21 protein-coding genes are annotated in these 24,122 nt (G+C 67.2%); 10 read left to right on the top strand and 11 right to left on the bottom strand.

The features are described 5' to 3' along the window. Position 1 precedes the first annotated feature (1 nt). Entirely contained in the window at positions 2 to 2,647 is a 2,646-nt protein-coding gene (gene mprF, locus KF783_RS01895) for a bifunctional lysylphosphatidylglycerol flippase/synthetase MprF (protein WP_294076191.1), read from the bottom strand. Then, a complete protein-coding gene (locus tag KF783_RS01890) occupies positions 2,644 to 3,063 on the bottom strand; it encodes a DUF2147 domain-containing protein (protein ID WP_294076190.1) in 420 nt (139 codons plus the stop codon). The genes mprF and KF783_RS01890 overlap by 4 nt, the downstream gene beginning before the upstream one ends. A 174-nt stretch (positions 3,064 to 3,237) precedes the next feature. On the opposite strand from KF783_RS01890, the gene KF783_RS01885 reads away from it, so the two are divergent. The 3 genes from KF783_RS01885 to KF783_RS01875 are packed head-to-tail and all read left to right on the top strand — an operon-like array spanning position 3,238 to position 5,839. Further along, the gene (locus tag KF783_RS01885) at positions 3,238 to 3,783 is read left to right on the top strand and encodes a DUF1003 domain-containing protein (RefSeq protein WP_294076189.1); all 546 of its coding nucleotides are present in this window, start codon (positions 3,238 to 3,240) and stop codon (positions 3,781 to 3,783) included. 35 nt (positions 3,784 to 3,818) lie between these two features. Beyond that, positions 3,819 to 4,505, top strand: a complete 687-nt coding sequence (locus KF783_RS01880) for a response regulator transcription factor (RefSeq protein ID WP_294076188.1) — start codon at positions 3,819 to 3,821, stop codon at positions 4,503 to 4,505. Continuing rightward, complete coding sequence (locus KF783_RS01875; RefSeq protein ID WP_294076187.1) at positions 4,502 to 5,839, top strand: HAMP domain-containing sensor histidine kinase; 1,338 nt, start codon at positions 4,502 to 4,504, stop codon at positions 5,837 to 5,839. The genes KF783_RS01880 and KF783_RS01875 overlap by 4 nt, the downstream gene beginning before the upstream one ends. A 9-nt stretch (positions 5,840 to 5,848) precedes the next feature. Here KF783_RS01875 and KF783_RS01870 read toward each other — a convergent pair whose 3' ends face one another. Then, positions 5,849 to 7,474: an FAD-dependent protein gene (locus KF783_RS01870; protein WP_294076186.1), complete on the bottom strand. Its 1,626-nt coding sequence runs from the start codon at positions 7,472 to 7,474 to the stop codon at positions 5,849 to 5,851. 105 nt (positions 7,475 to 7,579) lie between these two features. Here KF783_RS01870 and KF783_RS01865 point away from each other — a divergent pair, with 105 nt between their 5' ends. The 3 genes from KF783_RS01865 (at position 7,580) to KF783_RS01855 (ending at position 10,738) form a co-directional block, all read left to right on the top strand. Beyond that, complete coding sequence (locus tag KF783_RS01865) at positions 7,580 to 9,181, top strand: MFS transporter (RefSeq protein ID WP_294076185.1); 1,602 nt, start codon at positions 7,580 to 7,582, stop codon at positions 9,179 to 9,181. A gap of 35 nt (positions 9,182 to 9,216) precedes the next feature. After that, positions 9,217 to 10,251, top strand: coding sequence for an alanine racemase (gene alr / locus KF783_RS01860; protein ID WP_294076184.1), 1,035 nt, complete (start codon positions 9,217 to 9,219; stop codon positions 10,249 to 10,251). Between the two features lie 79 nt (positions 10,252 to 10,330). Next, on the top strand, positions 10,331 to 10,738 hold the full coding sequence (locus tag KF783_RS01855; RefSeq protein ID WP_294076183.1) for a hypothetical protein: 408 nt from the start codon (positions 10,331 to 10,333) through the stop codon (positions 10,736 to 10,738). 96 nt (positions 10,739 to 10,834) lie between these two features. On the opposite strand, the gene KF783_RS01850 is transcribed toward KF783_RS01855, so the two are convergent. The 3 genes from KF783_RS01850 to KF783_RS01840 form a co-directional block, all read right to left on the bottom strand. Further along, complete coding sequence (locus KF783_RS01850; protein ID WP_294076182.1) at positions 10,835 to 13,882, bottom strand: TonB-dependent receptor; 3,048 nt, start codon at positions 13,880 to 13,882, stop codon at positions 10,835 to 10,837. A 382-nt stretch (positions 13,883 to 14,264) separates the two neighbouring features. After that, entirely contained in the window at positions 14,265 to 15,440 is a 1,176-nt protein-coding gene (locus tag KF783_RS01845; RefSeq protein WP_294076181.1) for an acetyl-CoA C-acetyltransferase, read from the bottom strand. Between the two features lie 27 nt (positions 15,441 to 15,467). Then, complete coding sequence (locus tag KF783_RS01840; protein WP_294076180.1) at positions 15,468 to 16,541, bottom strand: alpha/beta hydrolase; 1,074 nt, start codon at positions 16,539 to 16,541, stop codon at positions 15,468 to 15,470. Between the two features lie 22 nt (positions 16,542 to 16,563). Here KF783_RS01840 and phaR point away from each other — a divergent pair, with 22 nt between their 5' ends. Then, complete coding sequence (phaR, locus tag KF783_RS01835) at positions 16,564 to 17,127, top strand: polyhydroxyalkanoate synthesis repressor PhaR (protein ID WP_294076179.1); 564 nt, start codon at positions 16,564 to 16,566, stop codon at positions 17,125 to 17,127. 10 nt (positions 17,128 to 17,137) lie between these two features. Here phaR and KF783_RS01830 read toward each other — a convergent pair whose 3' ends face one another. Continuing rightward, the gene (locus KF783_RS01830; protein WP_294076178.1) at positions 17,138 to 17,983 is read right to left on the bottom strand and encodes a methyltransferase; all 846 of its coding nucleotides are present in this window, start codon (positions 17,981 to 17,983) and stop codon (positions 17,138 to 17,140) included. A gap of 47 nt (positions 17,984 to 18,030) precedes the next feature. Between KF783_RS01830 and KF783_RS01825 the strand changes: the two genes are divergently transcribed. Then, positions 18,031 to 18,216, top strand: a complete 186-nt coding sequence (locus KF783_RS01825) for a hypothetical protein (protein WP_294076177.1) — start codon at positions 18,031 to 18,033, stop codon at positions 18,214 to 18,216. On the opposite strand, the gene KF783_RS01820 is transcribed toward KF783_RS01825, so the two are convergent. Both KF783_RS01820 and KF783_RS01815 read right to left on the bottom strand, forming a co-directional pair. Then, a complete protein-coding gene (locus tag KF783_RS01820) occupies positions 18,213 to 19,397 on the bottom strand; it encodes an aspartyl protease family protein (RefSeq protein WP_294076176.1) in 1,185 nt (394 codons plus the stop codon). The genes KF783_RS01825 and KF783_RS01820 overlap by 4 nt on opposite strands. A gap of 94 nt (positions 19,398 to 19,491) precedes the next feature. Beyond that, a complete protein-coding gene (locus KF783_RS01815; RefSeq protein ID WP_294076175.1) occupies positions 19,492 to 21,075 on the bottom strand; it encodes a CpaF family protein in 1,584 nt (527 codons plus the stop codon). Between the two features lie 126 nt (positions 21,076 to 21,201). Here KF783_RS01815 and KF783_RS01810 point away from each other — a divergent pair, with 126 nt between their 5' ends. Further along, the gene (locus tag KF783_RS01810) at positions 21,202 to 21,630 is read left to right on the top strand and encodes a DUF6265 family protein (protein WP_294076174.1); all 429 of its coding nucleotides are present in this window, start codon (positions 21,202 to 21,204) and stop codon (positions 21,628 to 21,630) included. Positions 21,631 to 21,723: 93 nt separating this feature from the next. Next, positions 21,724 to 22,194 carry a hypothetical protein gene (locus tag KF783_RS01805; protein WP_294076173.1) on the top strand — a complete coding sequence of 157 codons (471 nt, stop codon included), beginning with the start codon at positions 21,724 to 21,726 and terminating at the stop codon, positions 22,192 to 22,194. 76 nt (positions 22,195 to 22,270) lie between these two features. Here the strand turns inward: KF783_RS01805 and KF783_RS01800 are convergent, their stop codons facing one another. Both KF783_RS01800 and atpD read right to left on the bottom strand, forming a co-directional pair. Next, positions 22,271 to 22,525, bottom strand: a complete 255-nt coding sequence (locus tag KF783_RS01800) for an ATP synthase F1 subunit epsilon (protein WP_294076172.1) — start codon at positions 22,523 to 22,525, stop codon at positions 22,271 to 22,273. Positions 22,526 to 22,572: 47 nt separating this feature from the next. Beyond that, a complete protein-coding gene (gene atpD, locus KF783_RS01795) occupies positions 22,573 to 24,099 on the bottom strand; it encodes a F0F1 ATP synthase subunit beta (protein ID WP_294076171.1) in 1,527 nt (508 codons plus the stop codon). Between the last annotated feature and the right edge of the window lie 23 nt (positions 24,100 to 24,122).

The following is a 24,122-nucleotide window of genomic DNA, read 5'->3' as shown; positions in this document are numbered from 1 at the left end:
CTCATGAGGTGAAAGCCGCGATCGGGGCGCACGGTGCCTCGGACGATGTCGGCTGTGGCGCCGGCGTCGGCGTCGGGGCGGCGCATTGCGCGGCCGGGCGCGGCTTGCCGATCAGGCGGGACAGGTCTCGCATCGCCTGGATCAGGCCGATCGCGTGCGGACCCGCGACATAGCGGGGTTCCCAACCCGGCGCGAACTTCTCCTTGTAGCTGCGCAGCCCGCGAAATCCGTAGAAGCGCTCCCCGTGGCGAAAGACCAGCGCCGCAGCCTTGGCCCAGGCGGGGGCGAGCCGTCGCCCGTCAATCCCCGACAGCGGCGCCATGCCGAGCGAGAAGCGGCTGTATCCGCGCGCCTTGGCCCATTGCATCAGCTCGACGAACAGGAAGTCCATACATCCTTTCGGGGCGTCCTCGGACTGGCGCATCAGATCGACCGAAGCCTCCTGCTTGCCCGCGGTCAGCCACAGATTGGCGAAGGCGACGATCCGGTCGTCCATCATCACCAGCGCGATATCGAAATTGCACAGATAGTCGGGATCGCAGCTGCCCAGGCTGAAGCTCTTTTCGCGCTGCCCCTTCGCGGCCAGCCACTCGTCGGAGATCGCGATGAGCGCGGGGAGGATGGCCGGCACCGCCGCAGCCGGGACGATGCGGAACCGCGCGCCGGTGCGTTCGACCACGCGGGCCGATTTTCGGACGCTGCGCAGATCGGGGGTGTCGAGCGCGAACGCGTCGAGATCGATGATCGCCTCCTCGCCGAATTTCACGATCTGAAGCCCCAGGCCGATGGCAAGGTCCAGTGTGGCGGGCGACACCTCGTACAGCAGCAGCCGGCCCTGCTGGCGATCCGAAAGGTCGCGGATCTGCCACAGCAATTCGCCCCACGCCTCGCTCGCGCCGACCGGATCGCCCATCACGATCCAGCTCGACCCCTTGATCTGGTACATCAGGAACGCGTCGCCGCACGCCGATATCAGGAACCGTTTGTCGCCGGTCAGCGCCAGCATCGCCTCGGTCCGGGTGGCCTGGGCCAGGATCGGGCGGATCGCGTCGATGTCCGGCGATTCGGCGAGCCGGGGTGAGCGATCCGACGCCGGCGACAACAGGCGCCACACCGCCACGCCGCCCAGCAGCACTGCCACGCCCAGCATCGCGCGAAGGAAGCGCGGGGCATCGCCATGCAGCGCGAACCGCCACCACAGATCGTCATTATAGGGAACGCGCCGATAGACGAAGAACCCCGCCCAGACGGCCAGCGCGATCACCCCTGCCGCCGACGCGATCCAGCCCGCCGACAGCGGCTGCTGGGTCAGCGCGGTGCGGCGGTAAAAGGCGCCGCGCGTCCATTGCAGCAGCGCCGCCAGCGTCAGGCAGACAAAGGCTTCCTCATAATCGATTCCCTTCGCGATCGAAAAGAACGCCCCCGCGATAAGCAACAGGCGGGTGGCGTGGAACGCGCCGTCGAGACGGCGGTACAGGCCGGGTGCGAGCAGCAGCAGGCCGGTGCCGACCAGGCTGGCCGCGACATGGCTTGCCTCGATAAAGGGGAGCGGCAGGATCGACGACAGCGCGCCCATGCGCGGCCGCAGCGACGGCAACGACCCCGACAGCAGCAACAGGCCGCCGCCCAGAAAGGTCGCGGCGCTCATGACCAGCGGCGCCAGTTCCGACGCAACGGCCTGCGCGCCCGCCAATAACTGGCCCGCGCGCCGGTATCGTGCGCCCTCATGCCAGACGAGCAGCAGGATGCCGAGCGCCAGCGGAAGCAGGTAATAGACCAGCCGATAGGCGATCAGCGCGGCGAACAGCGTTACCGGATCGCCCGGAACCACGGCCAGCACCACCGCCTCGAACACGCCGATCCCGCCCGGGACATGGGTGACGACCGTGGCGACGATGCCGAGCGAATAGGCCAGGATGAAGGTCGGCAGCAACGCCGGATCCGCGCCGGGGATCAGGACGAACAGCGCCGCGCTGGCGCAGGCGATGTCGGCAAGCGCGATTCCTGCCTGACCGATCAGCTGGCCCGGACGCGGCACGGGGAGCGTGAAACCGGCGACGCGGATCGGCGCGCGCACGAACGCCGATCCGATCAGCAGCGCGCCGATCGCGCCCAGGATCGCGATGCCGGCGAGGTGCGCGTGCGCCGCGCCGATCGCCAGCCCCGCGAGATCGACCGGGCCAGCGTGCAGCAGCAGCGCCGCGCCGGCGACCGACACCACGCCGATCCAGAATGTGCCGCCCGCCAGCCCGACCACGCGCGCCACGTCGCCGCCGTCCAGTCCCGCCGCGGTATAGACGCGATAGCGGGCCGATCCGCCGGTCAGCAGCGCCAGGCCCAGATTATGGCTGAGCGTATAGCTGGTGAACGACGCGATCGCGGCGGTGCGCCAGGGCAGGGGGCGCCCGATGATCCGCAACGCGATGACGTCGTAAAAGGTGAGGGCGAGATAGCTGCCCGCAGTCAGGAGGAGCGCGAGTGCGATCTGGTGCGCGGACAGCGCATGGACCGCCGCGCGCACGTCGGCGTAATGGATTTCGCGCGTCAGCGCCTCCAGCGCCGAAAACCCCACCGCGATCAGCGCCAGCACGACGGCGATCACGATGATGCGGCGATGCCGTTCGAACAGGATGCGAAGCCGGTTCATTGCGGCAGCCGCTCGATCCGGTTCCATGTCTGCGACCGGCAGATCAGCCCGTGCAGGATGCAGCCCTTGATTTGCAGGCTGGTCGGCGAGAGCGCGTTGATCTCCGATGCGAAGCGACGATTCATGTCCGGGACGAAGACCGTGCCGGTCCAGTGGTTCGGCCCCTGCGGTCGATAATCCTCCAGCAGTTGGACGCCGATCAGCCGGTCGATGCCACTGCTGCGCGCATCGGCCTGGGCCGACGCACTCGCCCACACGATCCAGCCGCAGATGCGGTCGCCGCACGGGCCGGTGCGCACCGCAACCGACCGATAGGGGTTCATCCAGACCCCCTCGGTCAGGCCCTGGGTCTGGACCGCGCCCAGTGCCGGGGCCGCCGACGTGGCGATCAGGGTTGCGATGATGGCCTTGCGCATTCGCGACACTCCTTGTCCTGCCGCACTAGGCCCGGCGGGATTGCGTGAACATCAGCGGCGTCTGACAAATCGGTAATGTTCGCGCGTGCGCCCAAAGATGAGGAAAAGTTCATCTCTTCCTCACCCCCCGTCAAGCCACGCCTTGCCAGATATCGGCGCAAAGGAGACGAAGCGATGGCCACTCACGCGTTTCAGGCGCTCGCCAGCCGGTTGATCGGCAAGCAGGCCGCCGCGCTGGATCCGGAGGAAGTGCGCGTCCTCGCCAGCATCCAGGCGGGCCGGCCCACCGCCCGCGACGCGGCGGACGTCGCCGACGAAGCGGCGACGCTTGGCGACCGGCTCGCCGATCGCGTTGCCGCGGTGGGCGGCTCATGGGCGTTCATCATCGCTTTTGCGGCGATCCTGCTGGGGTGGATGCTGCTCAATTCGGACGTGCTCGCGCGGGTCGGCCTGGCATTCGATCCCTATCCCTATATCTTCCTCAACCTCATGCTCTCGACGCTCGCGGCGGTGCAGGCACCGGTCATCATGATGAGCCAGAACCGCCAGGCGGCGAAGGACCGGCTGGCGGCCAGCCTGGATTATGAGGTCAATCTGCGCAGCGAACTCGAACTGATGCGCCTGCATGAGAAGATCGACCTTGCGGTCGCCCAGCGGCTCGACGAAATGATGGAGATCATCAAACGGGAATTGCCCGCTGCGGCCGAACGCGCGCCGTGATCCCGGGCGCGACGATCCACGAAGGGACCATGCCGGTGGCGAACAAGATCCTGCTCATCGAGGATGATGCCGCGACCGGCGACTTCATCGCCAAAGGGCTGGACGAGGAGGGGTTCGTCGTCGATCGGGCGAACAACGGCCGCGACGGGCTGTTTCACGCCACCGATGGCAGCCATGACTGCGTCATCCTCGATCGCATGCTTCCGGGTCTGGACGGGATGGCGGTGCTGAGCGCCATGCGCGGGGCGGGAATCGCGACGCCGGTCATCGTGCTGTCGGCACTGGGTTCGCCCGAGGACCGGATCAAGGGGCTGACCGACGGGGCCGACGACTATCTGACCAAGCCCTTTGCCTTTGCGGAACTTCTGGCGCGCATTCGGCTGCTCATCCGGCGGGGCGGTTCGGGGCCGGCGCCGGCGACCGTGCTGCGCTGCGACGATCTGGAGATGGACCTGCTCGCCCGCCGCGTCCGGCGCGGATCGCGCACGATCGACCTTCAGCCGCGCGAATTTCGCCTTCTCGAATATCTGCTGCGCCATGCCGATCAGGTCGTCACGCGGACGATGCTGCTCGAAGGGGTATGGGACTATCATTTCGATCCCGGCACCAACGTCGTGGATGTCCATCTCAGTCGCCTGCGCAAGAAGGTGGATGAGGGCGCGCCCTATCCGTTGCTGCACACCGTTCGCGGCGTGGGATACCGGCTCGGCGCGGCTCCGTGAGCTGGCGCTCGACCACATTTCGCCTCGCGGCGCTGATCTTCCTGTCCCAGGTGGTGACGCTCGCCGTGCTGCTGACCGGTCTGGGCATGGTGCTGCGCGCGCAGAGCATCGCGAATGCCGAGGCGAGTGCCGAAATCATTCGCGACGATCTTCGCGCTACCTTCGCGCAGGGGGGCGTTCGCGCGCTTTCCCACGCGATCGATCTGCGGACCGAGCGCGCGTCCGGGCGGGCGATGATGCTGCTGATCGATTCCACGGGCCGCCCCATCGCCGGCAACCTGGCGGCGATGCCGGCGGGTGTTTCGACCGATTCGGATTATCGCCAGCTCGATGTGCGGCGCGTCGGCCGGCCCCTGCCGGAGGCGGCGTTGCTGCGCCTGACGCGGCTCCCCGGGGGGGGGCGCCTGATCAGCGGGGTGGCGTATGAGGGCGAGCGGCTCCTGCTGGGACGGCTGGAGCGGGTAAGCCTGGCGGCGATGGTGCTCGGGCTGGTATTCGCGGCGATCGCGGCCGCACTGGCGGCGCGGCTGATCGGCGCCAGGCTCCGTTCGACGGTGACGACGCTGCACGATGTGCGGGCGGGCGATCTTGCCCGGCGCGTGCCGGAGGACCGGTCGGGCGACGCCTTCGCGATGCTGGGGGGCGAGGTCAATCGCACGCTCGATCGGATCGCGGCGCTGGTCGGCGAACTGAAGATCGCGACCGATGGACTGGCGCACGACCTCAAATCGCCGCTCACGCGAATGCGCGTCGCGCTCGAACGTGCCGCGCGCGAGATCACCGAGCCGGACGCGCAGGACGCGATGCAGCGCGCGCTGGAGGAAGGCGACCGGCTGATGGCGATCGTCGAAACCGCGCTCAGCATCAGCCGCGCGGAGGCGGGCGTCGGTCGGGACAGCTTTGCGGTCACGCGGATCGATACGCTGCTCGAAACGCTTGGCGAAATCTACGCGCCGCTGGTCGAGGAGGGCGGCCGCGAGCTGATGGTCGATGCCCAGCCCGGCGTCACGCGTGCCGTGCATCGGCAGCTGCTTGGCCAGGCGGTGGGCAACCTCATCGAAAACGCGGTCAAATATGGCCGGGGCGCGATCGTGCTGACGCTCGCCGAGCATGCCGACGGCATCGCGCTGTCGGTCCGCGACCACGGACCGGGGATCGCCGAGGGGCAGCGGGCGGAGGCGCTGCGCCGCTTTGGCCGGCTCGATGCGGCCCGGCAGGGGAGTGGCGCCGGCCTTGGCCTGTCGCTGGTCCAGGCGGTCGCGCATCTGCACGACGGCTCGGTCGAACTGGGCGACGCGGGGCCGGGGCTGGTGGTGACGTTGCGCTTCCCCTGACGCGGGGGGTCAGCGCGCCGCGACGATGCTGGCGGCCACCGCCTCGGCCACCTTGATCCCGTCGATCGCGGCGGACAGGATGCCGCCCGCATATCCCGCGCCCTCGCCGGCCGGGAACAGCCGCCGGGTGTTGATGCTCTGAAAATCGGCGCCGCGGGTGATCCGGATCGGTGAGGAGGTGCGCGTCTCCACGCCCGTCATCACCGCGTCCGGATGATCGTACCGCGCGATCTTTCGGCCAAAGACCGGCAGCGCCTCGCGAAACGCCTCGATCACGAACGGGGGCAGGCATTGCGACAGATCGGTCATCCGCACCCCCGGCTTGTAGCTGGGGACGACCGCGCCGATTGCGGTGGAGGGGCGCCCCGCGATAAGGTCTCCGACCAGCTGGCCCGGCGCGTGATAGGTCGATCCGCCAGCGACGAACGCCTTTTCCTCCCAATGCCGTTGCAGTGCGATCCCTGCCAGTGGCCCGTCGGGATAGTCGCGCGCAGGATCGATCGCGACGACCAGGCCCGAATTGGCGTTGAACTCCGCGCGCGAATATTGGCTCATGCCGTTGGTCACGACGCGCCCCTCTTCGCTCGTCGCCGCGACGACGCGCCCGCCCGGACACATGCAAAAGCTGTAGACGGTGCGCCCATTGGCGCAGTGATGGGCCAGGCTATAGGCTGCCGCGCCCAGATCGGGATGGTTCGCACACGATCCGAACCGCGCCTGGTCGATCCAGCTTTGCGGATGTTCGATCCGCACGCCGATCGAAAAGGGCTTGGCCTCGACATGCACGCCGCGGCGGTGGAGCATCTCGAACGTCGGGCGCGCGCTGTGGCCGACCGCCAGCACCACATGATCGGCCTCCAGGAAGCTGCCATCGTGCAGGTGCAATCCGCGCAGCGACCGGGTTCCGTCCGCGTCGCGCTCCAGTTCCAGATCATCGACCCGCGTCTGCCAGCGATATTCGCCGCCCAGCCCTTCGATCGTCGCGCGCAGGCTCTCGACCATCGTGACCAGGCGGAACGTGCCGATATGCGGATGCGCCTCCCACAAAATGTCGTCGGGCGCGCCGGCACGGACGAATTCCTCCAGCACCTTGCGGCCCAGAAACCGGGGGTCCTTCACCCGGCAATACAGCTTGCCGTCTGAAAAGGTGCCGGCGCCGCCCTCGCCAAACTGCACGTTGCTGTCGGGATTCAGTTCGGCGCGACGCCACAGGCCCCAGGTATCCTTGGTCCGCTGGCGCACCACCTTGCCACGGTCGAGGATGATCGGGCGAAACCCCATCTGGGCGAGGATCAGGCCCGCGAACAGGCCGCACGGTCCCGCGCCGATCACCACCGGGCGCAGTCCCGACCATCCTTCCGGCGCGGCGACCGGCGGGCGGTAGGACATGTCCGGCGTGCGGCGCACGTCCTTGTCCCCCGCGTGCCGCGCCAGCACGCCGGCCTCGTCGGTCACATCGATATCGAAGGTATGGACCAGCTGGATCGCGCCGCGCCGCCGCGCGTCGTTCCCGCGCTTGAACAGCGTCCAGCCGCGCAGGTCGCCCGGCGTGATTCCCAGCCGCTGGCAGATGGCGGGCGCGATGGCGTCGTCGGCGTGATCGAGAGCAAGCGAGAGACCGGACAGGCGGATCATGGCGCCGGCCCTAGCCGGTTCGCCGCGGCGCCGGAAGGGCCGACCCCCTTGCCGCGCATCGGCAAGCCGCTAAACCGGAGCGCGAACAGGGGTTGGGGGGACCGAATGGAGAGCGAATCCGACGCGATCGGGAGCCGGCGCGAACCAAGCGCGGCGGAAATGCGACAGGTGGTGACCGCCTCGTCACTCGGGACCGTGTTCGAATGGTATGATTTCTTCATTTACGGCACGCTCGCCGCCTCCGGCATCATCGGGCGCACCTTCTTCGCGACCGGCAATCCGGTGATGGAGGCGCTCTATGCCTGGGCGGGGTTCGCGGTCGGGTTCGGCTTCCGTCCGCTCGGCGCGGTGCTGTTCGGCTATCTGGGCGACCGGCTGGGCCGCAAATATACGTTTCTCGTTACGATCACCCTGATGGGCATCGCGACCGCCGGTGTCGGCCTGGTCCCCTCGCACGCGTCGATCGGCGTCGCGGCTCCGACGATCGTCATCCTGCTGCGCATCCTGCAAGGCCTGGCGCTGGGCGGCGAATATGGCGGGGCTGCGATCTATGTCGCCGAACATGCGCCGGCCGGCCGCGCGGGCTATTTCACCAGCTTCATTCAGGCAAGCGTTTCGGCGGGGTTCGTGCTCAGCCTCGCGGTGGTGCTGCTCACCCGGTTCGCGATGCCGACGGGCGTGTGGGATGCGTGGGGCTGGCGGCTTCCGTTCATCTTCTCGATCGGGCTGCTCGCCATCTCGCTCTACATGCGCCTCAAACTGTCGGAAAGTCCGGTGTTCCAGGCGATGAAGTCGGCGGGCGAAGTCGCGCGCAATCCGCTCAAGGAAAGCTTCACCCATCCCGGCAATATCCGACGGCTGTTCGTGGCGCTGTTCGGTGTCGCCGCCGGTCTGACCGTGATCTGGTACACCGCGACCTTTTCGGTGCTGTCCTTCCTTCAGGGGCCGATGCGGGTCGAGCCGGTCGTCGCGCAGCTGATGGCGGCGGCGGGCGCGGCGGGGGGGCTGTTCTGGTTCGTCGTCTTCGGCAAGCTGTCGGACCGGATCGGGCGCAAGAAGCCGATCGTGATCGGCTATGGCTTCACCCTGCTGATGCTGTTCCCGCTATTCTGGGCGATGGGGCAGGCAGCGAACCCGGAACTGGCTGACGCGGCGAAGCGCGCGCCGGTCGTCGTTTCCGGGCCGGACTGCGCCTACGATCCCTTCGCGATGCGGCAGGGGACGACCTGTGGCCAGCTGATGGATTACCTCTCCAAAAAGGGTATTCCCTATTCGAGCGCGGTGACCCCGTCCGCTTCGGTGTCGATCGGCGGGTTGCCGGTCGTGTCGAACACGTCGGTCGATATCGACAAGGCGCTGGCCAATGCCGGGTACAAGCTCGACAAGGTGGTGCCGTCCGCGTTCGACATCGTCCTGATCCTGATCGCGATCAGCGCGATGGCGGCACTGTCGGGCCTCACCTACGGTCCGGTCGCCGCGCTGCTGACCGAATTGTTCCCGCCGCGCATCCGCTACAGTTCGATGTCGATCCCCTATCATATCGGCACCGGCTATTTCGGCGGATTCCTGCCGCTCATCAGCCAGTATATGGTGGCCAAGTCGGGCAACCCCTATGCCGGGATCTGGTACACCTGGATCGTGGTGGCGGTCGCGCTCGCGATCACGCTGATCTTCCTCAAGGAAAAGGATCTGAAACCCGCCGGGTGATTGCGGTGACGGGGAAGGGGCGCTAGCCGGGCGCGATGACGTCCGCCCCGCTCCGCCTGCGCCTCGACGGCGATGCGCTCGTCGCCAACTGGCGCGCCCTGGCGACGCTGAGCGGCGGCGCGGCGTGCGGGGCTGCGGTGAAGGCCGATGGCTATGGGCTGGGTGCCTGCGGGGTCGCGTCGCGACTGGCTGCGGCCGGCTGCCGCGACTTTTTCGTCGCGACATGGGGAGAGGCCAGGGCGCTCGACCCGCTCGGCGTCGCGGTGTCGGTCCTGCACGGGCTGCGCGAGGAGGATGTCGCGGCGGCACGCGCGTCGAAACATGCGCGCCCGGTGCTCAACACCGTCGATCAAATCCGCCGCTGGCGCGATGCCGGTGGCGGCGCCTGCGACGTGATGGTCGATACCGGGATGAACCGGCTCGGCATCGGCGTCGCGGATGTCGCTGCCGGCCTGCTCGACGGCTTGCGGATCGAAACGCTGATGAGCCACCTGGTCAGCGCGGACGAGGAGTCTCCGCTCAACGCCCGCCAGCGTGACGCGTTCGCGGCGCTGCGCGGGGTAACCGGCGCGCGGCGGATGAGCCTTGCCAACTCGGCGGGGATCGCGCTGGGTCGGGACTATGCCTTCGATCTCACCCGGCCGGGCATCTCGCTCTATGGCGGCGTCCAGTCGCCGGTGCTGGCCCCGCACATCCGCCAGGTGGTGACGCCCCAGGCCCAGCTGCTCCAGCGCCGGCGGGTCCCGGCCGGCCAGACCGTCGGGTACAACGCCACCTGGACTGCCGCCGCCGATACCCAGGTCGCGACGATCAATCTGGGCTATGCCGACGGCTATCTGCGCTGTTTTTCCGACCGGGGACTCGCACGCGCGGGGGGTGTCGCGGTGCCGGTGATCGGACGCGTGTCGATGGATCTGGTGGCGATCGATGTCAGCGCGGCGCCCGATGTGGCGGAGGGCGACTGGATCACCATCGACTATGCCCTGCCCGAAACCGCCGCGCGGACGGGCCTTTCGCAATATGAGCTGATTACCGGGCTGGGCGACCGGTTCGACCGCATCTGGAGCTGAACCGCCAGGTCGGTTCAGTGTTGCGAAAGCTCGGCTTCGCTACCATGTTCGTTCTACTACGAATAGTTGGAGACAGCCGATGCGCAGACTGCTGACCGCCGCCGCTTCGCTCTCCCTGTTGACGCTGGCCGGTGCCGCATCCGCGGACGAATCGGGCTACGCCAAGGGCGAGGCCGAACTGGCGAAGATGCTGGAGGGCCGGGTTGCCGGCGAACCGGTGAATTGCCTTTCCCTTTCGAGCCTGGATAACACGACGATCATCGACAAGACCGCGCTGGTCTATCGTCGCGGCTCGACCTTGTACGTCAATCGCCCCCGTGCGGGCGCGGACCAGCTGGACGACGACGATATCCTGCTGACCAAAATCTATGGCAGCCAGCTGTGTTCGGTCGACAAGGTCGATCTGATTGATCGCGGGTCGCGGATGTGGAGCGGGTTTGTCTCGCTGGGGCAGTTCGTCCCCTACAAGCGGGTCGCCACGCGCTAGCCGCCGGCATCGATCTTTCGCGGGCAAAAAAGTGGCCGGCGGTTCTAGGGGAACCGCCGGCCTTTTGCTGTCGCGGCCCCCCGGGCCGCGATCGCGTCAGAATGCGGTCGTCACATTCACGAAGAAGGTGCGGCCGATATAATCGTACCCGCTGTACAGCGGCACGTTGCCGATCCGGTTGTAGGCGCCCGACGAAATCTGCGGCAGCGCCGCGTTCGTCAGATTGCGCACGCCCAGCACCAGGCCGAACTTGTCGCCCTGATAACGAACCGAGGCGGAGTGGGTGAAGTAATCCGGCGTCTGGAAGTAATAGGTCGCCCGCGTCGCGTCGGTCGTGCCGAGCTGGAAGGCACTGGTGTTCGTGCCGTCCAGCCACTCGACGCCGTAACGCAGCGTGAAGCGATCATATTTGAACGAGGCGTCGAACGTCCCCGTCCATTCCGGATTGTTGACCGCGCCGATCGTGTTGCGGATCGTGTCGGTCGGCAGCGTCTGGCTGTAGCGCTGGTCATATTTCGTCACCGCCGCGTTCAGACGGAACGTGCCACCGAACACCGGAACCTGATAGCGGGCGGTGAAGTCGATGCCGCTGACCGCGGCGTTCGAGATGTTCACATAGCCCGTGGTCACGGTGAGGCCATAGGGTGCCGTCGCAGCGCGCTGGATCAGGGCGCAGGTGTCCTGGTTCGCCTTGAAGTCCGCCGGCGCGCTGTCATAGCAGGTCGACAGGATGTTCAGATAGGTGAGCTGCGACACGCCGTTCTCGACCAGCACGTTGAAATAATCGACGCCGAACGAGAAGCGACCGAACGAGCCGAGATTCGGTTCGAACACGCCGCCAAAGGTGTAGGCGCGCGACGTTTCCGCCGACAGACCCGTGGCCGCGCCACCCTGCTGGTTCACGCGAATGCTCGACGTGGCCGTATAGGTGGTCGGAAGACCCAGCGACTGACAGTTGATGTAGCGGTTCGAGGTCGCGTCACGCGTGCCGTAGCTGTTGCACGGATCGTTGTTCTGCGACTGGAAACCGCTCGTCGGGCCAAGGAACTGTTCGAACAGCGCCGGGGCGCGATACGACGTGCCATAGCTGCCGCGGAAGGACAGGAACTTGGCCGGCGCCCACAGGCCGCCGATCTTGTAGGTCCATTGCGAGCCATAGGACTTATAGTCGGTATAGCGGCCCGATGCGTTGAGCGTCAGGCGATAGAAGAACGGCACGTCCGCCAGGATCGGCGCTTCGATTTCGCCGAACGCTTCCTTCACCGAATCGGTGCCGCGGGTGATGCCCGAGGAGGTGAGGCCGTACAGGTTGTTCGCCTGGCTATCGCGCGACGGCGTGTCGTCGATCCGCGCCTTGCGATATTCGACGCCCAGCGCGACCGAGAGCGGGCCGCCCGGCAGCTTGAACAGCGAACCGTCGAACGTCAGGTTGGCGATCGTCTCGCGATATTTGGTGTGGCCGACGGTGGTTTCGCTGATGAAGTCGAACCATGCCTGCGGCACGATGCCGTTGACCACGTTCGCGCTCAGCGACGGTGCCGCGACGCAGCCGTTCAGCGTGTTGCGGCACACCAGCGTACCGCCCGACGACACGACGTCCAGGCTCTGGGCGATCTTGTCGGTCAGCACCGTGTCGGTCTCATAGGTCGAGTCCGACCAGCTGCGCATCACCGACGCGTCGTAGCGCCAGTCGCCGAACAGGTCACCGCGCACGCCGATCAGGCCGCGGATGAAATCGACCGTCTGGCGGTTCTCATACGGACCATATTCGGTGAAGGCGCGCACGCCGATCGCGTTGGTGCCGGTGATGCCGCCGGCCTGCGCGGGCAGGAACTGGCCGGGGAACTGGGTCGCGCTGTAGAGCGGGCTGCCCAGCGGATAGTCGATCGTGAGCTGGCGGCTGCCGCTGGTCTGCTTCGACTTGCGGCGATTGGCCATGATCTCGGTATAGACTTCGGCATTGTTCAGGCCCGGCAGTTCCAGGCTCGCCTGGAGATAGCCGTTGAACTGCTCGCCCGGCGAAACCACGTCGCCGAGGAAGAAATTGCGCGGCAGCGTGTCGCGCAGGCCGGTCGGGATCAGGCCGCCGCCGACGCACTCATAGCCGGGCAGCGCGCCGGTGGTGACCGCCGCATTGGGGCGGAACCGGTTGCAGACCTGCTGTGCGATCGTGCCATAGCCTGCGCTCGTCGGCAGCGTGCCGTAACCGGCCGGGATGCCGGGAGCCAGCGCGACGGTGGTGCCGGCATAGTCGCGCGTACCGATCGTGTTGACGGTCACGCCGCTATCGCCGGTGACGCTGATTTCGCCGAAGCATTTGGGCTGGCCGGTGCGCGCGTCGATCAGATCGGCCGAACCGAACGCCGGGTTCGCGGCGCTGCTGCGCAGCGCGCGCTGACAGCGGGTGAAGTCGAGATCGCCCAGCTTCACCGCGTCGCGGTTGTAATATTCGACCGACCCGGCGATCTTGAACCCTTCGAACCGGGTGCCGAACACCGCCGAATAGCGGCGGGTGACGCCGGCGCCGATTTCCGGAACGTTGTGCTGGGCCTCCAGGACGACGCCCTTGATGTCGTCGCGGGTGACGAGGTTGATGACGCCCGCGACCGCGTCCGATCCATAGATGGACGACGCGCCGGTGTTCAGCACTTCGACGCGGTCGAGGATCGCGTTGGGCAGCACGGTGAGGTCGGCCGCGCCGACCTGCCCGCGCGAGCCCGCCGGCGCGATGCGGCGGCCGTTCAGCAGGACGAGGGTGCGGGTCGTACCCAGGCCGCGCAGCGACACGGTGTTGGCGCCGGGACCGCCGGCGGTGACGAAGCCGCCGAACGAGTTGTTGATCTGGCTGGTGCCGCCGGTGACCTGTGCGCTTTGCAGGATTTCGGCGGTCGAGTTGAACCCGGCGGAGGTGGTTTCCTCACGCGTGATGACCTGAATCGGGTCGGCGGTGGTCAGGTTGCTGCGACGGATGCGCGAACCGACGACGACGATCTCGCCTTCCTTGGTCTCGCCGGCGGTGGTCGGCGCTTCCTCGCCTTCGGAGCTGGCGGCGGTGTCGGACGCGGTCTGCGCGAATGCGACCTGCGGCGTGATTGCGAAGGTGCTGGCGAGCGCGGTTGCCGCCAGAAGCCGGTTGAACTTCATGTGAGTTGCCCCTGGACAGGCGGGATGCCTGATCGCCGGGAAAGAACCCAAAAGCCGGTGCGGTCACAATATGCCGAAAGTTAGCATTGTCGGAAATTTCCGGGCCAGTGTTGCCGATTTGCTACAAACCTGAGCGTCGCCCGAAATTTTCCAATATACTATGAAACGTAAATTGTAACGTGATCATTTGTAGTTTCACGATTCTACGAAATGGTCGGAAACTATACGGATCCGAAATATTGCGTCGCGTATTTGTTTTGCGTGATCTATAATAAATTCGTCGCAAGTCGATATGGATACGGCGCCCCATCCTGGGCGATGGGGCGCCGTATTGGATGTCATGTCGATGGCAGACGGGATGTCTCGCCGGCGATACCTGCGATCAGTCGCGTTCGACGCACATCGCGATGCCCATGCCGCCGCCGATGCAGAGCGTCGCCAGCCCCTTTTTCGCGTCGCGACGCTTCATTTCGTACAACAGGGTGGTCAGCACGCGCGCGCCGCTGGCGCCGATCGGATGGCCGATCGCGATCGCCCCGCCGTTCACATTCACCTTGTCGGGGTCGAAACCCAGTTCCTTGCCGACCGACAGCGCCTGTGCCGCGAACGCCTCATTCGCCTCGATCAGGTCCAGGTCGGCGACGGTCCACCCCGCCTTTTCCAGCGCGCGCCGGGTCGCCGGCACCGGCCCGATACCCATCACCGACGGATCGACGCCGGCCGTCGCCCAGCTGCGGATCGTCGCCAGCACCGGCGCGCCGCGCTTTTCGGCTTCCTCGCGGCTCATCACCACCAGCGCCGCCGCACCGTCATTGATGCCGGACGCGTTGCCGGCGGTGACCGATCCGTCCTTCTTGAACGCGGGCCGCAGTCCCGCAACCGAATCGATCGTCGCGCCGGCGCGGATATATTCGTCCTGATCGACCACCGTCTCGCCCTTGCGGGTCTTCAGCGTCACCGGCGCGATCTCGTCGCGGAACCTGCCGGCTGCGCGGGCCTGTTCGGCGAGATTCTGGGAGCGGACGGCGAATTCGTCCTGCTCACCCCGGGTCACCTGATATTGTTCGGCCAGATTCTCGGCGGTGATGCCCATGTGATAGCCGTTGAATACGTCGGTCAGCCCGTCCCTGATCATCGTGTCGATCAGCGCCAGGTCACCCATCTTCGCGCCCGCCCGGATCGACTGCGCATGTGCGGAGAGCGACATCGATTCCTGTCCGCCCGCCACCACGATCGACGCGTCTCCGGTCTGCACCGCCTGCGCCGCAAGCGCGACGGCGCGGAGGCCGGAGCCGCAGACCTGATTGAGGCCCCAGGCAGGAACCTCTTTCGGGACACCCGCCGCCATCGATGCCTGGCGCGCCGGATTCTGCCCCTGCGCCGCCGTCAGCACCTGGCCCAGAATCACTTCGGAGACGTCCTCGCCCTTGACCCCGGCCTGTTCCAGCGCGGCCTCGATCGCGATGCGGCCGAGCTCGTGCGCGGGGGTGGATGCGAACGCGCCCAGAAAGCTGCCCACGGGCGTGCGCTTGGCGGCGGTGATGACGACATCGGTCATGGCGGTCTCCTTCATTCCGGTTGCGGGCTATCTAGGCGCGGGAAGCGCGGTTAGCCAGTCCGCGAGCGGCTCCCACAGCATCGCCCGCGCCGACGACCCGACGATCATGCCGACATGGCCCAGCCGCAGTTCGCGCCGGTCGTTCAGCCCGGCGGCGCTGGCGGCGGGGACGATGCGATCGGTCAGCGATACGAACTCCACCGTCGGACAGGGCAGGGCGATCGGATCGGCGATGCGTCCGCCAACCCGCCAGGCGCCGCGCCCCGGCAAGTCGGCGCTGAAGAAATCGTCGAACATCTGGCGTCCGGCGGCATAGGTCAGCGGGGCGCCTGCATTAGCCCAATCCTCCATCGCCACGAATGCACGGGCCTCCGTGCTGGCCGGGTCCAGCCGGGCGAACCGTTCGAACTTGGCGACCGTGCGCGCCGGATCGAGCTGCCAGAAGCCGGCCTGCAAGACCTCCATCGGCACCAGGCCCAGCGCTTCGCAGGTCGGCTGCGCGGCTTCCCACAGCGCGTCGATCCGCGACAGTGCCTCGTCGCCGAAGCCTGAGAAGCGCCACGGTGCCGCGATCTTCGCCAATCCGCGCACCGGCACATGCGCGGCGGCGGCCGCAGCCATGGTCCCGCCCAGGCAATAGCCGGCCAGCGCCGCCGGTTCGCCGATGCTGCGCAATAACGGGACCAGCATCTCGACGACATGCCCGGCGACATCCTGCGCCCGATCCGCCGGTGTCGGGTCCCCCCAATCGACCAGCAGCGGGCGCACGCCGCGCCGCGACAGCCAGCGCAGCAGCGACTTGCGGTACGGCATGTCGAGGATGACGGGCGGATTGATCAGCGACGGCACGAACACCACCGGAACCCCGCGCCCGGTGCCGGCATCGCCATAGTCGCGCAGCGTCGCGCGGCCCGCGCGCGCGACGACCGGCATCGGGCGGCGTGGTCGCGGGCGTCTTGCCGCCTGATATGCCGCCAGTCCCGCCATCGCCGCGGCGCGGCGTTCCGGCGCGCCCTGCGTTTCGCTGCGCAGCAATTGCAGGAACAGCGGAAGGGGGCGCGGGCCGTGTTGCGGTGCGGCATCAAATGGTGCTAGGGACATGCAACATCCTCAGGGGGCCTGCATGAAGAAGACCGCCAACGCCGACGGCCCGGTGATTATCAAGAAATACGCGAACCGTCGCCTTTATAACACCGAAACCTCGTCCTACATCACGCTCGATCACCTCGCCGCCATGACGCGCGAGGGGCGCGACTTCAAGGTCATCGACGCAAAGAGCGAGGAGGACATCACCCATAATGTCCTCACCCAGATCATCATGGAAGAGGAAGCGCGTGGCCAGACGCTGTTGCCGGTCAGCTTCCTGCGCCAGCTGATCGCGCTCTATGGCGACAGCATGCAGGCGATGGTCCCCGGCTATCTGGAAGCGTCGATGGAAAGCTTCCGCCGCAATCAGGAACAGTTCAAGAGCGCGGTCGAGGGCGCGTTCGCCAACTCGCCCTTCGCCGAGATCGCCAAGCGCAACATGGCGATGTTCGAGGCTGCGGCCGGCGCGTTCAAGCCGGGGGCGGCCGCGTCCGGCGCAAAGCCCGGTGGCACGGCACCGGAAACCAGCAAGGACGACGAGATCGCCGCCCTGAAGGCGCAACTGTCGGCGCTGAAGGAACAGGTCGACAAGCTGGGCTGAACCGCGCGCGTCAGCGTACGCGCTTCGGCTTCCTGAATTTCAGCGTCATCCGGTCGCTTTCGCCGATCGCTTCATATTTCGCGCGATCGACATCCTTCAGGCGATAGCTTGGCGGCAGCGTCCACACGCCGTCGGGCCAATCCGCGCGGTCCCGCGGGTTGGCGTTCACCTGGGATGCGGCGACGAACTCGAACCCCGCATCGGCCGCCAGCTTGCGGATCGTCGATACCTTCATATAGCCGCTCGACCGTTCGCGCTCGTCGCTCGCGCTTTCGGGCAGGCGATGATCGACCACGCCCAGCACACCGCCGGGCTTCAGCATCGCAAAGATCTGTCGGAATGCCTCGGGCGCGTAATCCTGCTTGTCCGCGCGCTGATAGCCCATGCGCCAGTTATGGACATTGCGGAAGGTCAGCACGACATCCGCGCTGCCATCCGGCACGCGCGTGTCGGTGGGGGCGAATGCGGGAAAGGCGGCGAGCCTGATCTTGCCATAAAGCGCGGGCTTTTCCGCGATCATCTTCTTCGTGCCGCCCGACAATCGGTCGAGCGCGGCGGCGTAATAGGTGCCGCCCCCACGCGCGACATAGGGGGCCAGGATTTCGGTGTACCAGCCGCCGCCGGGCCATAGTTCGACGACCGTGTCGCCCGGCTTCACGCCGAAAAAGTTCAGCGTTTCGACGGGGTGGCGATACCGGTCGCGGGCGATGTTCGCGGGCGAGCGCGTCGGCGCGGCGACCGCCGCCTTCACATCGCGGACCGCCGATCCCATCTGGGGGGCGCCGATCGCCGCGGCGGATACCAGGCCGGTGGCGATGACGATGGCGAGCGCGACGGGGCGGGGGGTGATACGCATGACGGGTCCTCTCCTGATCCGGCCAGGGTGAAGGCGGACGGGAATCGATGCAAGTGCCGTTATGGATCGGGGCGGGAACGCTGGTGCTGGTGGCTGCGGGAAGCGGGCTGGCCGACTGGCGCCGCGCGAACCGCCGCGACCTTGACCGGGTCGGCTGGATGCCGTGGACGTTGATCCAGCTGATGGCGCTGCTGTTCGCCGTGGTGTGCGCCGCGCTGGCGATCCGAACCTAATAGAAACGACGAAGCGTCAGGTCGCGTTCGCCGCCGCCGCACAGGCTCAGCCTGACGGTGCGTCCGGGCGCTCCGCTGGTCCAGCCGGATACCGCCCCGGCATATCGGCTCGCGCTCACCGGATTGCCGTCCACCGCGCAGATTTCCGTCCCCACGCGCCAACCGTCGTCCGCCGCCGGGCTGCCGCGCATCACGTGCAGCACGCGCAGCCGTTCGCCTGCCGCCGCCAGCATCAGCCCGCTGGTTGATCGCGCGACCGGCCAGTCCGCGCGCGCCCCGGGGGCCAGGACCATGCGCCCCGCGCCGGGATCGAGCAGCACCCGGTGCCGGCGCAGCAGGCCGTTGCCGATCCGCCCGCCCGCGCCCTTGCGACCCGAAAAGCCCGCATCCGGCTCGATTCGCAACTCGACCTCGCGCAGCGTCAGCGCGGCGAGGCGCAGGCTGGGCAGGACGCCGATCTCCCCCTCTACCGCACCGCCCAGACCATAGGCGATGGCGGTCGTCCTGGGGCCGATCCGCGCGTCCAGCCGGCGCGATGCCGTCTGGGTGAGTGTCACCATGCTGCCATCGCCGGTATCGACGATCATCGGGGTGGTGATGTCGCCCAGCACGATCCGGCTGAGATACAGGCCCGACCGATCGGTTCGCGCCAGCGGCAGGGTGACCCCGCGGAACGGCATTCGCCCCGATGGAATCAGGCGAAACCGCTGGGCATCGTAATCGATCTCCAGCGCGTTGGCGGCGAGCAGGTCGGCGCCGACGAACAGGTCCACCGGCCGCTCGCCGGTCGCGCGGGCGTCGCCATCGATGATCGCGATCCGTCCGCCGGTGCGTACCATGCCGCCGACCTCGATCCGGTCGATCCCGGTCCAGGCGAGGGTGATGCTGCCGCCGATCGCATCGGCGCGACCCTCGACCAGCGGCTTCAGACCCAGTCGCCGCGCAAAGCCGGCACTCAGCGCGCTGTCGCTGACCCCGGTGTCGAGCACCGCCTCGGCCCAGCGACCGTTGACCATCGTCCGAAACCGGATCTGGTTGGTCGCGCTCAGCTCGAACGGCACCCATCGCGCCTCGCTGTCGGGGGCCAGTGCCATGACCGGCGGGGCCGCGCGCAGCTGTGACGCCGGAAGCGAGGCCGCGAACAGGGCGGCGATCAGCATCATGCGACGGTGGAATCCCATGCGCCGCAGGGTAGGGCGACACGGATCGTGCGCCAGCGGTTGCGGTCGTGGTTAATGTCCCGGTTACGAACACGCCCCGGGCGTGCGCGACATCCTACAGGCATGCCTCGAGCAGCGCCTGATCGAACCCGAACTGCTTGGCCTTGTCGAGCGTGTAGGGGCGCAGGCCCATCGACCGATATTCACCGACGATCTTGCCGTCCGCCGTCTCGTCCAGATACTCGAACTTGAACAGTTCCTGCGTCACGATCACCGGGCCTTCCATTCCGATCACCTCGGTGATGTTGGTGACGCGGCGGCTGCCGTCGCGCAGGCGCTTGACCTGAACGATCAGGTCCACCGAATCGGCGATCTGGCGGCTGATCGCCTCCTTCGGGATCTTGATGTCGCCCATCATCACCATGTTTTCCATACGCCCCAGCGCTTCGCGCGGGGAGTTGGAGTGCAGCGTACACATTGATCCGTCATGGCCGGTGTTCATTGCGGCGAGCAGGTCGAAACACTCGCTGCCGCGAATTTCGCCCAGGATGATCCGGTCCGGCCGCATACGCAGCGCGTTCTTGACCAGATCGCGAATCGTGACTTCGCCCTGACCCTCCAGGTTGGGCGGGCGCGTTTCCAGCGGCAGCCAGTGGGGCTGTTGCAGCCGCAGTTCGGCGGCGTCCTCGATCGTCAGCACGCGTTCGCCCGGGTCGATCATCTTCGACAGGGCATTCAGCATCGTTGTCTTGCCCGAACCGGTGCCGCCCGAAATGACGACATTGTAACGGCTTGCCCCGGCGATCTTCAGCATTGTCGCCATTTTCTGCGACATCGACCCGAATCCGGCCATCATGTCGAGCGTAATCGGTTTGTCTGAAAATTTGCGGATCGAGATCGCCGTCCCCCTCAGGCTCAGCGGCGGCACGATCACGTTGACGCGGCTGCCGTCCTTCAGGCGGGCGTCGGCGAGCGGCGTGGTCTGATCGACGCGGCGGCCGACCGAGTTACAGATACGTTGCGCGATCTGGAACAGATGCTCTTCGTCGCGGAACTGGATATTGGCCAGCTCCAGCTTGCCCTTGCGCTCGACATAGGTCTGGTCGGGACCATTGACCATGATGTCGCTGATCGCGGTATCGGCCAGCAATTCCTCAAGCGGGCCAAGGCCCAGCAGTTCATCGACCAGCACCTTTTCCAGCGCGAACTGTTCGCGCCGGTTGAGTGTCAGCTTCAGCTCGGCGAGCACTTCGCCGATGATCGGGCGGAATTCCTCCGCCAGTTCGTCCTTGTTCAGCGTGGCGGCCGCTTCGGGATCGACACGCTCGAGCAGGCGGGGAAGCACCTGTTCCTTGATGCGGTGGATCGACGCCTCGAACCCCTCGACGCGGGAACTTCCGGCCTCTGCCGATGCCGCCTGACGATCGGCCAGCCGCTGCAACGCGTCGGTGGTCGATGCCGGTTGCGTGGTCGCGGCGGCGGGCGCGGGAGTCGCGGCCGGCTGGGCCTGCGGGTCGAACTGGCCCGGCGCCTGCGCGGCGGCACCGGGAAGCGGCAGATCCTGTAGCGACGGAAACTGCTCTCCGCCCGCCGGCTCGACGGGACGCGCCGGCGTGCCACCCTGCATCGGACGCGCGACACCGAACGCGGGACGACCCGGCGTACCGCCTGGTCCACTACGACGTCCGAATGCGCTCACCCAAGCTTCCCCCAATGGTCCACTGCGGACGGGATAGCCGGCAAGTTTTTACAAGTTCCTAACCATCGAATGCCGATTGCGCCTGACGGTGGGCCATGGGACGATCGCTCCCGCCAGAGGGGGTCTATGCCTGTATTGAGTCTGATCGCGGCGGCGCTGGCCGCCGAACTACCCAATCTCGCCTGGTTGGAGGGGGATTGGTGTACCGCGCCCGCGCCCGATGGAGCGCGCAGCTGCGAACAATGGGGGCCGGCGCGTGGCGGCACGATGCGCGGGACCAGCCGGACGATCCGCGACGGTGGCGCGCGTCACACCGAATCGCTCCGCATCGAACTGGTCGCCGAAACCGCGGTCCTCTACGCGACGCCGCGCGGCGGCCCGACCACGCTGTTCCGCCAGGCGACGCGGGAGGCGCGGGGGATCAGCTTTGCCAATCCGGCGCATGATTATCCCCAGCGAATCCGCTATTGGCGGCGCGGCGCGGAGCTGGTCGCCGAAATCGCGATGGCCGACGGCAGCCGCCCGCGCCGCTGGGTCTATGCGCGGATGCCCTGACCGATCCTGACCGTGGTTCGCCGCGACCGGACGGGGGACAAGCGCGAAACAGTCGGATTTCGCCCTGGGGGTTCATCAATGCTCGCATTCTTCATGTCGCTTTTCACCATGTTCGCCGTCCCCGCGATGGCGTCTGCGCCCGCCGCGGCGCCGCCTGCGCTGACCGCAGCCGCGCCGTCGGCATCGGCGCCCATGGTCGCACAGCTTCCGCTCGATTGGCTGGGCGGCACCTGGCGCACCGACGCGCTCGAGATGAAGTGTGACCAGACCAAGATCGGGATCGAATGCCGTGAAGAGGGGCGCAGCAAGGCGATGAAGGGCGCGGAGGCAAACCTCACCTTCGCCACCGCCAGCGCCTCCACCCTGCTCACCGTGGCGCTGCCGATGCTGCCGCCCAGCACCTTCACCGAAATCGCCCGTGACGGTCAGAGCGTGACCTTTGAAACGAAGACGAAGGTCGGCGTGGCCCGGCTGCGCTTCACCCGCACCGGCGATACGCTCAAGGTGGAGCGGGGCAATGACAAGGTCTGGGCGACGACGATGACCTACGCCAGGGGCGCCTGAACCGCGCCCGTCACGCAAAAGGGCCGCGAGGGGGATATTCCCTCGCGGCCCTTTTCGCGCGCACGGATGCCGGGGGTTACTCGGCCCGTTCGGCCAGCACCGTCAGTCCGCGCTCATTGACTTCGGCGAAACCACCCTCGACGCGGATCGTCTCGGGCGCGTTGCCGGTCGCGGTGCGATAGATTTCGATATTGCCGTCGCGGACCGTGGACATCAGGGGCGCATGCCCCTCCAGCACGCCGAAGTCACCCTCGGTGCCGGGAACGACGACCATATGGACCTCTTCCGATCGGACGAGCTTTTCGGGGGTCACGAGTTCGAAATGCAGCATGTTCTAATTCCCAGCCCCTCCCCCGTGGGGGAGGGGTTCAAGAGGACTTACGCCTCGGCGGCGAGCTTCTTGGCCTTTTCGACCGCCTGGTCGATGCCGCCGACCATGTAGAAGGCGGCTTCGGGCAGATGGTCGTATTCGCCGTTCACCACGGCCTTGAACGACTTGATCGTGTCCTCGATCTGTACGAACGCGCCCGGGATGCCGGTGAACACCTCGGCGACATGGAACGGCTGGCTCAGGAAGCGCTGGATTTTCCGCGCACGCGCAACCGTAAGCTTATCCTCTTCCGACAGTTCGTCCATGCCCAGGATCGCGATGATGTCCTGAAGCGACTTGTACTTCTGAAGGATCGACTGGACGGCGCGGGCGGTCTCGTAATGCTCCTGCCCGACGACGCGCGGCTCGAGGACGCGGCTGGTCGAATCGAGCGGATCGACCGCCGGATAGATGCCCAGCTCAGAGATCGCGCGGTTGAGCACGGTCGTCGCGTCGAGGTGGGCGAACGAGGTCGCCGGCGCCGGATCGGTCAAGTCGTCGGCCGGCACGTAAACCGCCTGCACCGAGGTGATCGACCCCTTGTTGGTGGAGGTGATGCGCTCCTGCAACGCGCCCATGTCGGTCGACAGCGTCGGCTGATAGCCCACCGCTGACGGGATGCGGCCGAGCAGCGCCGACACTTCCGCGCCCGCCTGGGTGAAGCGGAAGATGTTGTCGACGAAGAACAGCACGTCCTGCCCTTCGACGTCGCGGAAATATTCGGCGATCGTCAGGCCCGACAGCGCGACGCGCGCACGCGCGCCCGGCGGCTCGTTCATCTGGCCATAGACCAGCGCCACCTTCGACCCCTCGCTGATCGCGTTGCCGTCGGCGTCCTTGGCGATGACGCCCGCGTCGAGGAATTCGTGATAGAGGTCGTTGCCCTCACGGGTACGCTCGCCCACGCCCGCGAATACCGAGGTGCCGCCATGGCCCTTGGCGATGTTGTTGATCAGTTCCTGGATCAGCACGGTCTTGCCCACGCCCGCGCCGCCGAACAGGCCGATCTTGCCGCCCTTCGCATAGGGGGCGAGCAGGTCGATGACCTTGATGCCGGTGACCAGGATCGCGCTCTCGGTCGACTGATCGACGAACAGCGGCGCCTCGGCATGGATCGGCGCCTTCAGGTCGGTGCCGACGGGGCCGCGCTCGTCGATCGGCTCGCCGACGACGTTCAGGATGCGGCCCAGCGTCTTGGGGCCGACCGGCACGGAGATCTGCGCGCCGGTGTTGGTCACCGCCTGGCCGCGGGTCAGGCCCTCGGTCGAATCCATCGCGATCGTGCGGACGGTGTTCTCGCCCAGATGCTGCGCGACCTCGAGGATGAGGCGGTTGCCGTTATTGTCGGTTTCCAGCGCGGTGAGGATCGCCGGCAGTTCGCCGTCAAAGGCGACATCGACGACCGCGCCGATCACCTGCGCGATGCGGCCGGCGCCAGTCGCGGCGACGGGCGCCTTGGCTGCCGTGTCGGCCTTGGGCTTGGTCGCGCGGGGCTTGCGCGCGGGCTTCTCTGCGGTCGGGGCTGCGGTTGCCATTGGTTCTTCCTTGCTTCGAACGA

The sequence above is a fragment of the Sphingomonas sp. genome (assembly GCF_019635455.1).
Classification (GTDB): Bacteria; Pseudomonadota; Alphaproteobacteria; order Sphingomonadales; family Sphingomonadaceae; genus Sphingomonas.
The sequence above is the reverse complement of the archived record's forward strand: the minus strand, read 5'-3'. Positions and strand labels throughout refer to the sequence as shown.